Source organism: Phormidesmis priestleyi ULC007 (assembly GCF_003003695.1).
Taxonomy (GTDB): domain Bacteria; phylum Cyanobacteriota; class Cyanobacteriia; order Leptolyngbyales; family Leptolyngbyaceae; genus Phormidesmis_A; species Phormidesmis_A priestleyi_A.
Genome location: NZ_PVWG01000004.1, coordinates 97,722 through 112,685, shown reverse-complemented (window position 1 = coordinate 112,685; position 14,964 = coordinate 97,722). Strand labels below are relative to the sequence as shown.

Here is a 14,964-nt window from a genome sequence, read left to right as displayed (position 1 = left end):
AAAAAATTGAACCTGATTGAAGGAATTTTCTCATGACTGCAATCTGTATTGGAGTGTCTAAGTTGCCTAAGTTTCGTCATGCACAATTGGTTAGCTTTGTGGGTGGAGAAGGAATTGTAAAAAGCTATAAACCTGAATCTGGAAACTGGACTTATCTCATTGAAATGGCGTTGGGGCTAGAACCTGACTTTGGCAGAGTGGGTGCAGAAACGATGTTATTTCTCAACGAGGCAGACTTGCGGACAGCGTGATTTAAAGGCTAGGTTGATTCACGTTTCGTACAACAAATTGGAGGCACTCTTGATGTCTGTTCTGCAATATGTTTTGTTTTGCCTGACGGTGCTTATCTGGCTCTTGATATCGCTAGAGCAAATGGGCACAGCATTGGCTGAGTCTGATGTTAAACGTTTCTGTATCTGGAGCGGTGTTGCAGGCACGATCGTAGGTTTACCGACTCTGCTATAGAAATTTGACTTCGATTAAGACGGCTCTCGCCAGATCAACTTACAGGTATGAAGAGGGGAAAGAGCCTGGGCTTGTTTGACGATCGCCTCAATCTTTGGATCATTTTACATTTCAGACCTTGCAGCAACGCGAAGAATGGCTGATGATCGGGGAGTAGACTTGAGCGTTAGCGGTCTTGAAACCGATGGAATTACCCGACGGCCCCAAAACTCCACCCTGGCTGCAAACCCTGCAATGGATCTTTCGCCCCCTAGAAACTTTAGAGGCTCGCGCTCGCGGCTATGGCGACACCTTTCGAGCATTAGGGCAACAGATGCCACCGTTCCTCTACTTCAGCAGCCCTGAAGCGTTAGAAGCAATTTTTACGGCTAAGACTGATCAAGTTAGCTCGGCAGAAGGCAATCAACTTTTAGAGCCACTGCTGGGCGAGAATGCTCTAATTTTGCTTGACGGAAAACGCCATCAGCGTCAGCGTCAGCTTTTGATGCCTCCGTTTCATGGCGATCGGATGCGGTCTTACGGGTCGTTGATTTGTGAAATTACCCAACAGATCAGCCGCCGATGGGTTCTAAATCAACCGTTTGTAGTTCGTCCTGCAATGCAGGAGATCTCACTGCGGGTAATTCTCAGCACGGTGTTTGGGTTACACGAAGGGCAACGCTATGAGCAACTCCGACACGTGTTAGTCAACATGCTGGAGGCATTTGGATCGACAGCAGGTTTTATGCTGCTCTATTATCGGTTTTTGCAAAAAGATTGGGGTGCCCAGAGTCCGTGGGGACGATTTTTGCGCCAAAAACAGCAGATTAAACAATTGCTGTCAGACGAGATTGACGATCGTCGCGCTCACCCTGACTCCGATCGCACTGACATTTTGGCATTGCTCCTAGCAGCGCGAGACGAAGCCGGACAGCCCATGAGTGATGCCGAACTGCGAGATGAGTTGATGACGCTGCTGTTTGCGGGTCATGAAACCACAGCATCTGCTCTTGCCTGGGCACTTTATTGGATCGCTAAATTGCCAGAAGTTCGCAGCAAATTAAAAGCAGAATTAGACAGCCTCAGCCCCGATGCTGACCCCATGACGATCGCCCGATTGCCTTATTTGAGTGCAATCTGTCAAGAAACGCTGCGGCTCTATCCGATCGCAATTAATGCCTTTCCTCGCGTCGTCAAGCAGCCGATGGATTTGCTCGGCTATTCGTTAGAACCCGGAACCATTTTGTTGCCATCGATCTATCTGGCGCATCAGCGCTCTGAAGTCTACCCAAACCCCAAGCAGTTTAGACCCGAACGATTTTTAGAGCGGCAGTTTTCGCCCTATGAATATTTGCCGTTTGGGGGCGGCGATCGTCGCTGCATCGGGGCAGCTTTTGCGCTGTTTGAAATGAAGCTGGTTTTAGTCACGCTGCTTTTGCAGTCTGATCTAGAGTTAGCGAGTCACCAACCGATTAAACCTGTGCGCCGAGGGCTGACGATCGCGCCGCCAAGTCACTTAAAAATGGTTGTCAAGCGTTCTGTCTAAAGATGCTGAAGTTAACTCTATCTCAAGGTAGACCATCTTCCCCATCCCTCAATAGACAATCAGAGATGGCAAGCCTGACAGCAGCATTTCTCGCCTGCAACGAGCAGAATGTGCGTTCATGAATCAAGACTCTTCACGATCGTCCGCTTATTTTTCAGATCATTTATTAAAGATTCCTCAAAGCATTGATGAGAGCATTGATCACGTTAAGGCGTTTGCGTTGCAAGAATTCGATCGAGAAGTGATTCAAAAGCAGCTTTATTATCACACGCGCGACCATCTAGAGAATGTTAAGCGGCGAGCTACCCAGATCTTTCAAACGGTCTACCCATTTTTAGAGATGCTATCGCGACAGGGGCAATCTTTTGAGCTTTCTCGGATCGAGTTGCTGCTTGATTTGTGCATCGCTGCTCATGATATGGTGCAGATATTTGTTGACCAACCTGACACACATGCGTCTCGGCGGCGAGAACCGGGCGTGAGTGAGCGGGCAACCATTGATCGGCTGCTAGATTATATTCACACGTTAAATCAACAACTGCGGCAACATGACTCTAATAGTCTGGCAATTGTGACCGATCACGATATTGCGATGATTCAAGAAGCGATCGGAGCCACGATTTGCACCTATGACCCGATCGAGCAAGCGATTTATCAGTCCGATCTATATGACTTCAAGCCGCCTGTCTCGATCGTGGCCCGCATTCTGGCCCTAGCGGATATTAACGCGTTAGGAATCGATGGCATAGACGTTTATAACCAAGAAGGAAGTCTTTTATTTTTAGAAGAGAACCTAGACGTAATTCCGCTGCTTTTAGACGGAGCCATTTATCACTTAAAATCAGATGAGCCGCTCTATCAGAACATTCAACGGCGCTTACTTAAGCGGTGTCGGTTTCAGGTAAACTTTGCCAAAAGTCGGGCTGCAAGATTTGAGTCTGAAGTTGAAGGGCTGCCAGAAGATGTGCGTTCAACGCTGACTCGTGACGTGTTTCGATATTTGACTCCGACGACGGTTGAAGCGATCGTAGCGATTACGCCCACGGCTGAAACCACGCCGCTAGAGTCACTGCTTAATTTTTTTGAGCTTGAGCGATATCTCGATCGTCCGCACTAAATTTTTCTCGTGGCTATTGAATCTGGTAGTGCAGCCCTCGCATCTTAAAGAAAAACGTCAGTTCGATGAGTTCTTTCGCTTCGTTCCTCAGGGCTTCAGCCCCCTAAATTCCCCAATTCTGGGGGACTTTGAACTCCGATTCCCCCCGAATTGGCAGGGCAGTTTCACTCCAACTCTGCATTCATGAACGTGAATGCCCCGACTTGATCGGGCAGCCGTGCTAACGAACCTGAGTTCGGGATAAGTTACTGCTCCGTTTCAGTTCCCTTCGCCCCCTAAATCCCCCAAACTTGGGGGACTTTGAAGCAGAAAGATCGACAGCGTTCAAGAAATTGTGCCCATTCCAAGTCCCCCATCATGGGGGATTTAGGGGGCGAGACGCTCGGCATTGGACGATCAAACTATCGCAGGCTGCACAGGAGACCAGGTTCAATCGCTAGGCAGGCAATGATTAACCCGAACTGACGTTAACGAAATCTTCTCGATCGGTTCTTCAGACTGCTTGCGAAAGTCATAGATCCAAAACTCGTCGAAGTTGCACAGCATCACATAGCTAGGACACTGCAACTGCATCCAAAAAGTTTTGCGACTCGCCTTTAAGATGCTGCTGGCAGTATTGGACAAATTCCTGGAGGCTTGCGGGTGTGGCTGGCATAGGGAGAGTTCAGGGTGAGGGCAAGAAAAGAGCGATCGATGAACACGGGTTTTGGTTTAGTTGTCGGGCTTTTTGCTCCATCACCCAAGCTCTGAGCTTCAATTTGAAGTGAAGCGAAAAAACTCGTCGAACTGATGTGATCTTAAGGCACCGCTCTGATCACAAAAAAGGTGCGTCACCCTTAGCAACGCACCCGATCGATTGAGAACTCAAAAAAGTTTAGCGCTTGAACTCTTTCAGCCACTCGCGCAATTGTTCAGCCGCCACATCGCGACCACCCAACCCGAAAGAGAGAGCGATCGCCACCGCGATCGCGCCCAACAGCAACCCAAACGCCAGGTTAACAATATCTGGGGCGATGCCCATTTGCTGAAGCGCCATCGCCGCCACAAGCGCAATAATCGAGACTCGCGCCGCTTGACCCAGCAGATTTGCCTGACGACTTCCAGAACTGTTGATCAAGTTGTAGGCGAGATTCGCAAAATATAAGCCCACCGCAAACACCAGCAACCCGACCAAAATCCGACTAAAGACGATCAGCAATTGCGCCGCGATTAGTTTCAGCGCTTCAAATTGCAGCACATCGATCGCCGCAACCGTTGCCACCAGCAAGATACCCACCAGAACCACAACCCCTGCAATCTCAGAAGGTGTGCGAATCGTCGGCTTGGGGCTTATTGGCTCGTTTAACACTTCGCCTGTCTGAAACTCTGAGCTATAGGGCACACGAGTCGTCGGGTCGGGCAAGCCCAGCCACTGAAACACATTGTTGAACCCAATGCTCGTTAGCAGACTCGTCACCAAGCCAGCAACCACTTTGCCTAGCACGTAGGCGATCGCCACAATCAACACCGCCGTAAAGATTTTGGGCAAAGCCGCCAAGATTTGATCTAGCAGATTTTGCACAGGCTGAAGCGGTCCCTGCAAATCGAGCACACCCAAAATCAGCGGCAGGAAGAACAGGAAGACAAACCAGTACAGCGCATTACCGAACGCCTCACTCAGCAAAAACGGGCTAGGAGACAGGGGATCGGTAGGAGAATGCTCGGATAACCGTTCATCGAGTGAAAATGATTGAGCCGTGCGAATCACGAGCGCTCTCACCACGGTTGCAACGATCCAAGCGATCGCAAGCAACACCGCAGCAGAACCAAGACGCGGCAAAAACCTAAAGATTTGATCGAGGAACGTGTTAAGCGATGTCGAGACGGTTGCCAGGTTGAGTGTGTTTAAGGCTGCCACCACCGCCAGGATCATAATGACCCAAAAGACGAACGCGCCAACTAAACTCTCTACCTTCAGGTCTGACTGAGCGTGTCCACTCGCAGTCATCCCCGCTAAACGGTTATCGACATCTGTGCGCTTAAGCAGACTCCGAACAGCCCCCGAAACCAGACCCGCAATTAACCAGCCAATCAGTAAAATCGCCAGTGCGCCCAGTAGCCGCAACACGATATTGGTTAGATTATTGGGATCGATTCCTTGAAAAACATTGATCGGGGCTGGGTTGGCGACGGGGGTTTGTGCCAATACAATCAGTGGGCTGAGTATTTGCACCCCAACTGGCTCACTAAAACTTTGCCAAACTTGATTCATGGTTATCTAGTTAATCTCTTTTTCAGTCGATCAAAACGTGCAACGGCTACTGTGAGAAGAGTAGCCATTTGGAACTAGGCTAGAAAGCAGTCTGTTTTTATACAACTCAGCTTACGAGTTCCTACTTAGAGTGCGAGAAAATCTTGTGAGAAGCGTTAAAATACTGATGCATTATTAGGGTACAGGCATCTCTCCAAAGAGAAAAGACTTTAGAAATACTATTTTTAAGTTTTGATGAATTATCATGAAGACCTCGATAACTTTCTGCATGACTGCTGATTAGTAAAGAGGGTTTATTCGCTGATTGGAGTAATCAAAACAGTAGATGACAGGCAGAATGCCATCTAGCCATACTTCAAAACCTCGGTCTAGAGATATATCTTTGATGTAGTAAACGGTTCAACCCTTGAATCTCAGTGATTACAAGTTAAAATGTCGCCCCAGATTTTTGAGCAATCTATCCAAATCAATGCAAGCGCCACGATCGTAGAGCGCTGTTTTACCGAGCAAAGTCTGATGCACCGTTGGCTCAATCCAGCTTTGCGCTGTGAGCCGATCGGGAAATGGTCTACTGAGGTGGGCAGCCTCAGCCGCTTTGTGATCCAAGTCCCGCTTTTACAACCCGCGCTGAGAAGTGTGGTTGCAGAGCGCGAACCGGGCTTAGTAGTGTGGGAGTTTCAAGGATTTTTTAAGGGGCGCGATCGTTGGGAGTGTACCCCTGAAGGCAAAGGCACTCGGTTGTTAAATCGCTTTGAGTTTGAGATTCCCAACCCGATCGTGCGGTATGGGTTCAACACCTTTGCATCTGAGTGGACGCAGAGCGACATGACAGCCCAACTCAAACGACTCAAAAGAGTTGCCGAGGAAGTCTATCAGAAGATGAGTTGAGATCAGTTCGCTGAGTTCTCTCACTTCGTTATTTAGCGCTTCAGCCCCCTAAATCCCCCAGAATTGGGACTTTGAACCTAAATTCTGGGTTTAGAGTCCCTCAGAATTGGGGGATTTAGGGGGCAACCCGGATTTTCAACCGCAGTGAAGAGCTTCATCGAATTCACGTTGCTTTAAGCTTCAGTTAGCCTAGCTCGTTGCCGCTTTCTCTAGCATTAACTTGGATCGCTTCAATGGTGCAGGCACCGCGATCGGATAATCACCCGTAAAGCAGGCAGAGCAAAACTCATTGGTGTCTTCACGAGTGGCGGTTAACATCCCTTCTAAGCTGAGATATTGCAGCGAATCGACTCCAATTTGCTGGGCAATTTCTGCTACTGGTTTGGTGGCGGCAATCAAATGATCTTGGCTGTCGGTGTCGATGCCATAAAAGCAAGGATGAGTCACCGGGGGCGATGAGATTCTCATGTGAACCTCGATCGCGCCCGCGTCGCGCAGAGCTTTGACAATTTTGCGGCTGGTGGTGCCTCGCACGATCGAGTCATCGACAATCACAACCCGCTTTCCTGCCAGCACGTCTTTAAGCGGATTCAGCTTCATTTTGATGCCCGCGTCGCGCATGATCTGAGTCGGTTGAATAAAGGTGCGACCCACATAGCGGTTTTTGATCAAGCCTTCTGCATAAGGAATGCCCGACGCTTGGGAAAACCCGATCGCGGCAGGCACACCTGAATCAGGCACGGCGATTACAATGTCGGCATCGATCGCGGACTCTATCGCCAGTTGGCGACCAATTCGCAGCCGATAGCTATATAAACTTTCGTCATGCACGACGCTATCAGGACGCGCAAAATAAATCATTTCAAAGATGCAGAGTTTGCGCTGTGACTGCTCTGCCCATCGACTCGACGCTAACCCAGCATCGGTGATCCACACCAGTTCGCCAGGGGCAACTTCGCGTAAATAATCGGCTCCGATGATGTCTAAGCCGCAGGTTTCAGACGCAAGAACGTAGCGAGGTGCGTCGTCGGGCGACTCTTGCGGAAGGGTGCCAATGACGAGTGGGCGGATGCCGTTAGGGTCACGAGTGCCAATCATGCCATCCGGGGTGCCGATCACTAAACTAAATGCTCCTTGACAGCGCTTAAAGGCGTGAGTGGCCGCCTCTACCCAAGGGCTTCCAGCGTTGACGGCTTCGGCGATTGCCCAAGCGATCGCTTCTGAATCGGTAGTGGTGAGAAAATTATGATTCTGCTCTAAGAGTTCTTCTCGCAGCGTTTGGGTGTTGACCAAGTTGCCATTGTGAGCCAGCGCTATTTTGCCTAAGCGAGTTGGCACTACGGCGGGTTGAGCATTGACAGCGCGGCTAGACCCAGTGGTCGAATAGCGAGTGTGCCCGATCGCCAGATTTCCAGTCAGCTCACTGAGAATTGTTTCGTTAAAGACCTGAGACACTAACCCCATTTCTTTATGCAGGTGAACGGTGCCATCCTCAAAAGTGGCAATGCCTGCTGACTCTTGTCCACGATGCTGGAGTGCATACAGCCCAAAATAGGCGAGATTGGCGACTTGCTCTCCGGGTGCATAAACCCCAAAAACTCCGCAGGCTTCTTCTGGTTTGTCGGCAGACATGAGTGGATCTACCCATCCATCAAACTGCTCAAGCGAATCGGACAAAGTGTCATCAGGCATCATAGGTTTAGCTCAGAGCTTTCTAAGGATTTTGTGACGTGGAGAGGGGCAACTTGATGAATGGGAGGCTTAACTTATCTTAATATCCTCTTAATAATCTCACAGATCTGATTCGATCTCTATTCAAAAAGAGCGAGATTATATTCCTACAGTTGTATGAATCAACTCTCTAACCGTCGCTCGATCGCGTTTTGCCAGGCGGCTTGCATCTCTGCGATCGTAGCGTCAATTAACCAGAGATGGTTGCTGGTTGAGATTCGCAGCGATCGACCCGCAACTTGACCAATTTTTTGCCAATCTTCATTAAGATGCTTTTGCAGATAGGCTTCCCAGTCAGCTTGCTGCTCTCGCCCAACCGAGACAATAATGCGTGCGCCGCCTTCTGCAAACAGCAACTGATCCCACCGAGCCGGATGCGCGTCGAAGGTAATTTCTGCGCCCTGCTGACTGCTGAGACACGACTCGGCAAGAGCAATTCCAAATCCGCCTTCAGCACAGTCATGAGCCGATTTGATCCACCCTTGACGAATGCCGTCTCGACACGCAGTTTGCACGTTGCGTTCTAAACTAAAGTCGATTTGTGGAGGTTTTCCGGCGATCGTGCCGTGCAGAGTTGCCAGATATTCGGATGCGCCCAGAGTTACCGATTCAGAAACGGTATCTATCCCCAATCCGAGCAGATAAATCACGTCTCCTTCAGCTTGCCAACCCTGACCTGCGATGCGATTAAGATCGGGAATTAACCCGACCATTCCCACAACGGGAGTTGGATAAATGGGGGCAGGTTTGCCATCACTATCTAGCGTCTCATTATAAAGAGAGACATTTCCGCCTGTGACGGGCGTTGCAAACTCGGTGCAGGCTTCGGCGAGACCCCGACAGGCTTCGGCGAGTTGCCAATAGCCGATCGGGTTTTCGGGGCTACCAAAGTTGAGATTGTCGGTGACGGCGATCGGGTCTGCACCCACGCAGCTTAAATTACGAGCGGCTTCGGCAACAGCGGCTTTGGCTCCTTCATAAGGGTGAAGATAGACATAGCGGGCATTGCAATCAACCGTGGCAGCAACGCCTTTGTTGAGCAACGACGGATCAGCCACAAACGCCGAAGACGACGCATTCGCAAGCGGACGAACTCGCACTACGGCGGCATCGCCTCCACCCGGCAGCAGCACGGTGTTGTTTTGGACTTGATGGTCATATTGACGATAGACCCAGCGTTTAGAAGCGATCGGGGGGGCATCGAGCAATTTCAACAGCGCTTGATTCCAGGTGAGAAATCCGCTTTCGAGTTCGATGCCTTTTTCATTGCAGGTAGGTAAGCGATCGCTGCTCCATTCCCAGGCTTGACGCGCATACTCTGGCGGCTCTGCCAGTAGCTCGTGGTGATAAATCGGCGTGTTGTCGGATAGTGCCGTTGCTGGAATTTCGGCGGCAATTTCACCTTTGAAGAGAATTCTGACGATCGATTCTTCAATCACCGTCCCCGCGACCACTGCCTGAAGTTCCCAGCGTTTAAAAATGTCGATTAGTTCTTGTTCGCGTCCTTTGTGGGCCACAAACAGCATTCGTTCTTGAGACTCAGAGAGCAGATATTCATAGGGCACCATGCCCGTTTCTCGCGCTGGAATTAGATCTAAATCCAACTCAATGCCCACGCCTCCTTTTGCTGCCATCTCAGACGTTGAACAGGTTAGCCCCGCCGCGCCCATGTCTTGAGCGGCGACCACTGCGCCCGTTTTAAACGCTTCTAGACACGCTTCAATTAAAGATTTTTCTAGAAAGGGATCGCCGACTTGCACAGCCGGACGATCGTCCATTGATTGATCACTCAACTCGGCACTGGCAAAACTGGCTCCGCCCATGCCATCGCGTCCCGTAGTTGAGCCGACATATAAAACCGGATTGCCAATGCCTTTTGCCCCTGATTTGACGATTTCTGTCGTCTCCATCAACCCTAGTGCCATCACATTGACTAAGGGATTGCCAGAGTAAGCGGGGTCAAAATAAACCTCGCCGCCCACCGTGGGAACGCCGACACAGTTGCCATAGTGTGAAATGCCAGCCACCACGCCTGTGAAGATGCGGCGCGTTTTGGCATCGTCTAGAGAGCCAAAGCGGAGGGAGTTGAGCAACGCGATCGGACGTGCCCCCATCGTAAAAATGTCTCGCAGAATTCCGCCAACGCCTGTGGCAGCGCCTTGAAAGGGTTCGACGGCTGAGGGGTGATTATGTGACTCAATTTTAAAGGCAAGCTGCAATCCGTCTCCTAAGTCGATGACCCCGGCATTTTCACCCGGCCCGACGAGAATTCTTTCGCCTTCGGTGGGAAACTGCTTGAGCAACGGACGAGAGTTTTTATAGCAGCAGTGTTCTGACCACATTACGCCAAACATTCCCAGTTCGGCTTTATTGGGGTGACGACCTAGCCGTTGCACAATATCTTCATACTCTTCGGGCTTGATGCCTTCAGCAGCAATCTCTTTAGCCGAAAAAGGAGCGGAGGCAATGACTGACATAGAATCCTGTACGATCGAGACAAGATTTCATTCTATCGGTAATCTTGTTTGACTTTAGGTTGCAGCAGGAATCTCTCTGACGATCGGGTTGCATTGCTCGACTACTTATCTGACCAAAACCTCGGAGGTTTGCGTAAGCTTAACGTCAGTTCGATGAGTTCTTTCGCTTCGTTCTTCAGGGCTTCAGCCCCCTAAATCCCCCAATTCTGGGGGACTTCAAGCCCAGAATTTAGGTTCAAAGTCCCCCAATTTTGGGGGATTTAGGGGGCAGCCCGGATCTACAACCGTAGCGAAAAGCTTCATCGAATTCACGTTAAGCTTATTTGAGCGCGTGAGCAATTGAGCCAAAAATCCCATCAAATTTTTTCTTCGCACTCTCAAATTGAGGAACATTCCAATCAGGAGGCTGCGGTTTTTCAAGTTGTGTCTCATCTAAATAGACGGGATATCGAACTTCAATTTGCAGCGCTTCAACGCCTGGTAGTTGACCGTAATGTCCTGTGATGTAGCCTCCAGTAAAGACTTTATTTCTAACAGTCTGATAGCCTGCTTGGAGAAAACTTTGCTCGACGATCGAGATCAAAAACTCTGAGGACGTTTGCCCATTTCGATTCCCTAAACACACTTGATCGGCGATCAGCCCTAAAAAGCTGTGGAGATCTAAAAGATAAACTTTGCCAAAGCGATCGAGCTTTTCTTGCACAATCGCCGCTAATCGATCGTGATAAGGCAGATAAAAGTCTCGAACTCGTGCCGCGATTTCTGGCTCACTGGGAGTCGTTTGATAAATGGGTTGTCCAAATGCCGTTTTCTCAGGAATAACGGCTGTCCAAAAGTCACCAAAAACAGATTCTTTGATCTGACGATTTAAATCGACCACATATCGGCTATGAGTCGCTTGCAGAACTGTGATCCCAAACCTGGGCAGCGATGCGTAAAGTTGATCGAGATGCCAATCTGTGTTGGGTAAAGCTTGCAAATGCTCTGGCGTAAATTGGGCAGCGATCGCGCTTGGAACAAACATTCCACTGTGGGGAAGATTTGCCACGATCGGCACTTCTTGCCCTTGCGGTTCATAAAAATTAAAAAGATCCATCAAGTATTGAGCGATCGCTGCTCCTGAATCCAACTCCGAAAGACGGTCAGCGCCTGTGCTAACCCGATCTTATCGCTCTGATCCAAAAACTCTAAAACTCGTTTTGCAGGCAGAAACGGAAATGTAGGACTGGTCAGACACTCAACATATTGCCCGTTTTGCAATTGATAGATCAGCAAGTTGCCTTTAAGGACGTTATCGCCGATCGTCGTCCAATATTGCCAAACTTCGGGCAGCCCCAACGCCGCATAAATCGCAAACTTGTTAAAAGAACTCTTGGTAATCGCCACTTCAAGTGCGATATCAGGCGGCGGAGTTTGATTCAAGTCGAGTTCTGCTCGATTCGGGAGTCGGATTTTCTCAGTCAGGTAATAAGACGAATCGGGTTGAGCCACACAGCCTAAATCGGCGCGTTTTAGCAAAACTGACCCGATCGAGTTAACCTGCACCTCCATTTCATCGGCAACGACGAGCATTAGGGACTCAATCAGACGACTACAGCGCTCGTGTTCTTCAAGCGGAGTCATCATTTCGAGTTTGCCCCGATCGTAGGTGAGTCGAGCCGTGCGATTTTGCCCCAACTCGTCTAACAAGGTTTCAAACTGCTGCCAACTGACTCCCGGTAGCACAATTCTTTTCTCAGTTGGGGCAGGTTTTTTCGCCATCGATCAATCCTTTTGCGGCTGTGTTTCTAAATTTTACTTTGGTTGATCAACCTTTAGAGTATGAAGTTTTTCTAGAAATGAGGATATGCAGTGCGATCGTGCGGATAGGGTAATGGCATTTGACTCACTTGTAATGAATCAATCCAAACGACATTCTATTCTTTTTAGGCGAACCTGGCGATATTTTGTCGCACCCATGCTGATCACCACAACTTTGCTTGGAATTGGCTACGTCACCCCTCGGAAATGGGGAACTTCTTCACAAAGTTGTCAAAATCAACCGTTTAAAGTTTATGTTGCAGGCGACGCGATGCACGTTAACTTGATTCTCCCAGTGCAGAATCAAGCCTTTGATTGGAGCCAGTTTCTCTCAATTGATCAGATCGGGCGAGATGCTCAACAGCGCTATCGATATCTCAAATTTGGATGGGGCGATCGTGACTTTTATATGAATACGCCAAGCTGGTCAGAGATGAAAATTTCCAATGTTCTCAGAAGCTTATTCATGCCCGGAAACCCCACCGCTTTGTATGTCGAAGGTGATGCAGAATTGCCCCACGAACCAAACGTTGAACTGAAATGTGTGGGAGTCAGCCAAAAAGATTATTTGCAACTAGTCGCCTTTATCAAAGCGTCGTTTCAGCAAACCGATCAAGGACAGCCGATTCGCATTCAAGATGCGATCGACACGAGTGGATTTTATGAAGCCACCGGGCACTATTCGATCTTGCGAACCTGCAACACTTGGGCGGCAGATGGCTTAGACAGCGCAAATATTCAAACCCCCATCTGGTCAGGACTCGCCCCTGCCGTGATCAGGCAGATCCCTAAATAGCTGCGAATGTAACGCCACTCAATAACATTGCCGGACTTCAATATAGAGTATGTTGAGAGACGGCAAGTATCTTTCAGCATGCCTCAGAAGGATCTATTTTTCTGAATACAGACTCAACACATCGCCAATGCGTTTCTCGAAAATTTTGATTGCCAATCGGGGGGAGATCGCTCTACGAATTCTTCGCACCTGTGAAGAAATGGGGATCGCCACCGTTGCCGTTCACTCCACTATCGATCGCCACTCGCTGCACGTTCAGCTAGCCGATGAAGCCGTTTGCATTGGTGAACCCGCCAGCAGCAAAAGCTATCTCAACATTCCCAATATTATTGCCGCCGCTCTGACCCGCAACGCGATCGCGATTCACCCCGGCTATGGCTTTTTGGCAGAAAATGCGCGATTTGCCGAGATCTGCGCCGATCATCAAATCGTTTTTATTGGCCCTTCTCCCGACTCAATTCGATCGATGGGCGACAAATCGACGGCCAAAAAAACGATGCAGCGAGTCGGCGTGCCTACCGTTCCGGGCAGTAAAGGCTTGGTGCAAGATGAAGCTGAAGCGCGATCGATCGCCCGATCGATGGGCTACCCCGTGATCATTAAAGCGACGGCGGGTGGCGGCGGACGAGGCATGCGGCTGGTGACGGCAGATGAAGATCTCGGCAAACTCTACATGGCAGCGCAAGGAGAAGCCGAAGCCGCTTTTGGCAATGGCGGTGTCTATGTCGAGAAGTATGTTCAAAACCCTCGCCACATTGAGTTTCAGATTTTGGCAGACAGTCACGGCAATGTGATTCACCTCGGCGAACGCGAGTGTTCGATTCAGCGTCGTCACCAAAAGCTGTTAGAAGAAGCGCCCAGTTCTGCCCTGACTCCAGAGCTGCGAGAAAAGATGGGGAGTGCTGCCGTGCTTGCCGCCAAGTCGATTAATTACGTCGGCGCAGGAACGGTCGAATTTTTGCTTGACCAGTCCGGCGATTTCTACTTTATGGAGATGAACACCCGCATTCAGGTTGAACATCCCGTAACTGAGATGATCACAGGCATTGATCTGATCGCCGAGCAGATTCGCATTGCTCAGGGTGAAGAACTCAGTTTGACTCAAGATCAAGTGGTTTTGCGAGGGCACTCGATCGAGTGTCGAGTCAACGCCGAAGATCCCGATTTTAACTTCCGCCCCAGTCCTGGACGCATTAGCGGCTATTTACCGCCGAGTGGCCCCGGTGTGCGAATGGATTCTCACGTCTACACTGACTATGAGATTCCGCCCTATTATGACTCGCTGATTGGCAAACTGATTGTGTGGGCCAGCGATCGACCCTCAGCGATCCGCCGCATGAAACGAGCCTTGCGCGAATGTGCCATTACAGGGTTGCCAACGACGATCGCGTTTCACCAAAAAATTCTAGACACACCAGAGTTTATCAAGGGCGAAATCTACACTAACTTTGTTGAAAAAGTGATGATGCCCAAAGATTAGAGAGAATTTCTTTAATTAAGCATCATCGTCAATAGCCCTTGCTGCCCCAGCAGAATCTCTCTTGCCAAGCTAAACAAACCTACCCAGACGATCGGCGTAATATCGACACCGCCCACAGGTGCAATCAGCTTTCTCGTCACCACCAAAAAAGGTTCGGTCGGAATCGCCACCCAACTAAAGGGAAATTTGTTTAACGCCACCTGCGGATACCAGGACAAAACGATGCGAATGATAAACAGAAAAATCATCAAACCGAGCAAGATGCTCAGAGTCAGCGAGACAACGGTAGAAGAAATCATCAGGTGTTAGTCAAAAGTTTGAAGCTTTGTAAACAAATCCTAGCTAATTCTCATTTTAGCGGTCGTAGGTTGTTAATTAACGCCAGAATTCTGGACGATCGTGATTCCATTTCTCTAGGATCTATGCAACTGTGT

Annotated in this window: 14 protein-coding genes; 7 read left to right on the top strand and 7 right to left on the bottom strand. The window is 49.5% G+C overall.

Annotated elements, in window-relative coordinates; all coding sequences use genetic code 11:
- Positions 1-32: 32 nt before the first annotated feature.
- The 4 genes from C7B65_RS05795 (at position 33) to C7B65_RS05785 (ending at position 3,107) form a co-directional block, all read left to right on the top strand.
- Positions 33-251: a hypothetical protein gene (locus C7B65_RS05795; protein WP_073070635.1), complete on the top strand. Its 219-nt coding sequence runs from the start codon at positions 33-35 to the stop codon at positions 249-251.
- Positions 252-303: 52 nt separating this feature from the next.
- A complete protein-coding gene (locus C7B65_RS27660) occupies positions 304-465 on the top strand; it encodes a hypothetical protein (protein ID WP_181314339.1) in 162 nt (53 codons plus the stop codon).
- A gap of 184 nt (positions 466-649) precedes the next feature.
- Complete coding sequence (locus C7B65_RS05790; RefSeq protein WP_073070634.1) at positions 650-1,990, top strand: cytochrome P450; 1,341 nt, start codon at positions 650-652, stop codon at positions 1,988-1,990.
- 118 nt (positions 1,991-2,108) lie between these two features.
- Positions 2,109-3,107, top strand: a complete 999-nt coding sequence (locus C7B65_RS05785; protein WP_073070633.1) for a hypothetical protein — start codon at positions 2,109-2,111, stop codon at positions 3,105-3,107.
- Between the two features lie 429 nt (positions 3,108-3,536).
- Here the strand turns inward: C7B65_RS05785 and C7B65_RS27330 are convergent, their stop codons facing one another.
- Positions 3,537-3,731: a hypothetical protein gene (locus C7B65_RS27330; protein ID WP_143162031.1), complete on the bottom strand. Its 195-nt coding sequence runs from the start codon at positions 3,729-3,731 to the stop codon at positions 3,537-3,539.
- Positions 3,732-3,981: 250 nt separating this feature from the next.
- Positions 3,982-5,358: a mechanosensitive ion channel gene (locus C7B65_RS05780; RefSeq protein WP_073070632.1), complete on the bottom strand. Its 1,377-nt coding sequence runs from the start codon at positions 5,356-5,358 to the stop codon at positions 3,982-3,984.
- Between the two features lie 432 nt (positions 5,359-5,790).
- Between C7B65_RS05780 and C7B65_RS05775 the strand changes: the two genes are divergently transcribed.
- Entirely contained in the window at positions 5,791-6,246 is a 456-nt protein-coding gene (locus tag C7B65_RS05775) for an SRPBCC family protein (RefSeq protein WP_073070631.1), read from the top strand.
- Positions 6,247-6,435: 189 nt separating this feature from the next.
- Here C7B65_RS05775 and purF read toward each other — a convergent pair whose 3' ends face one another.
- From purF to C7B65_RS05755, 4 genes are all read right to left on the bottom strand, one after another.
- Positions 6,436-7,941 (bottom strand): amidophosphoribosyltransferase, encoded by a 1,506-nt coding sequence (purF, locus tag C7B65_RS05770; protein WP_073070630.1) that lies wholly within the window; start codon positions 7,939-7,941, stop codon positions 6,436-6,438.
- 158 nt (positions 7,942-8,099) lie between these two features.
- On the bottom strand, positions 8,100-10,454 hold the full coding sequence (gene purL, locus C7B65_RS05765; protein ID WP_073070629.1) for a phosphoribosylformylglycinamidine synthase subunit PurL: 2,355 nt from the start codon (positions 10,452-10,454) through the stop codon (positions 8,100-8,102).
- A 319-nt stretch (positions 10,455-10,773) separates the two neighbouring features.
- Positions 10,774-11,583 (bottom strand): N-formylglutamate amidohydrolase, encoded by an 810-nt coding sequence (locus C7B65_RS05760; protein WP_223257336.1) that lies wholly within the window; start codon positions 11,581-11,583, stop codon positions 10,774-10,776.
- Positions 11,550-12,215 (bottom strand): Uma2 family endonuclease, encoded by a 666-nt coding sequence (locus C7B65_RS05755; protein WP_083582794.1) that lies wholly within the window; start codon positions 12,213-12,215, stop codon positions 11,550-11,552. The genes C7B65_RS05760 and C7B65_RS05755 overlap by 34 nt, the downstream gene beginning before the upstream one ends.
- Before the next feature lie 133 nt (positions 12,216-12,348).
- On the opposite strand from C7B65_RS05755, the gene C7B65_RS05750 reads away from it, so the two are divergent.
- Both C7B65_RS05750 and accC read left to right on the top strand, forming a co-directional pair.
- Positions 12,349-13,050, top strand: a complete 702-nt coding sequence (locus C7B65_RS05750; protein ID WP_073070627.1) for a TIGR02117 family protein — start codon at positions 12,349-12,351, stop codon at positions 13,048-13,050.
- 127 nt (positions 13,051-13,177) lie between these two features.
- Positions 13,178-14,530 (top strand): acetyl-CoA carboxylase biotin carboxylase subunit, encoded by a 1,353-nt coding sequence (gene accC, locus C7B65_RS05745; RefSeq protein WP_073070626.1) that lies wholly within the window; start codon positions 13,178-13,180, stop codon positions 14,528-14,530.
- Between the two features lie 11 nt (positions 14,531-14,541).
- Here accC and C7B65_RS05740 read toward each other — a convergent pair whose 3' ends face one another.
- On the bottom strand, positions 14,542-14,829 hold the full coding sequence (locus tag C7B65_RS05740; RefSeq protein WP_073070625.1) for a YggT family protein: 288 nt from the start codon (positions 14,827-14,829) through the stop codon (positions 14,542-14,544).
- Positions 14,830-14,964: the final 135 nt, after the last annotated feature.

Excerpts from the sequence above, each read along its gene's own strand:
- C7B65_RS05795 (WP_073070635.1), top strand. The coding sequence starts at position 33 with ATGACTGCAATCTGTATTGGAGTGTCTAAGTTGCCTAAGTTTCGTCAT.
- C7B65_RS27660 (WP_181314339.1), top strand. The coding sequence starts at position 304 with ATGTCTGTTCTGCAATATGTTTTGTTTTGCCTGACGGTGCTTATCTGG.
- C7B65_RS05790 (WP_073070634.1), top strand. The coding sequence starts at position 650 with ATGGAATTACCCGACGGCCCCAAAACTCCACCCTGGCTGCAAACCCTG.
- C7B65_RS05785 (WP_073070633.1), top strand. The coding sequence starts at position 2,109 with ATGAATCAAGACTCTTCACGATCGTCCGCTTATTTTTCAGATCATTTA.
- C7B65_RS05780 (WP_073070632.1), bottom strand. The coding sequence starts at position 5,358 with ATGAATCAAGTTTGGCAAAGTTTTAGTGAGCCAGTTGGGGTGCAAATA.
- C7B65_RS05775 (WP_073070631.1), top strand. The coding sequence starts at position 5,791 with ATGTCGCCCCAGATTTTTGAGCAATCTATCCAAATCAATGCAAGCGCC.
- purF (WP_073070630.1), bottom strand. The coding sequence starts at position 7,941 with ATGATGCCTGATGACACTTTGTCCGATTCGCTTGAGCAGTTTGATGGA.
- purL (WP_073070629.1), bottom strand. The coding sequence starts at position 10,454 with ATGTCAGTCATTGCCTCCGCTCCTTTTTCGGCTAAAGAGATTGCTGCT.
- C7B65_RS05755 (WP_083582794.1), bottom strand. The coding sequence starts at position 12,215 with ATGGCGAAAAAACCTGCCCCAACTGAGAAAAGAATTGTGCTACCGGGA.
- C7B65_RS05750 (WP_073070627.1), top strand. The coding sequence starts at position 12,349 with ATGAATCAATCCAAACGACATTCTATTCTTTTTAGGCGAACCTGGCGA.
- accC (WP_073070626.1), top strand. The coding sequence starts at position 13,178 with ATGCGTTTCTCGAAAATTTTGATTGCCAATCGGGGGGAGATCGCTCTA.
- C7B65_RS05740 (WP_073070625.1), bottom strand. The coding sequence starts at position 14,829 with ATGATTTCTTCTACCGTTGTCTCGCTGACTCTGAGCATCTTGCTCGGT.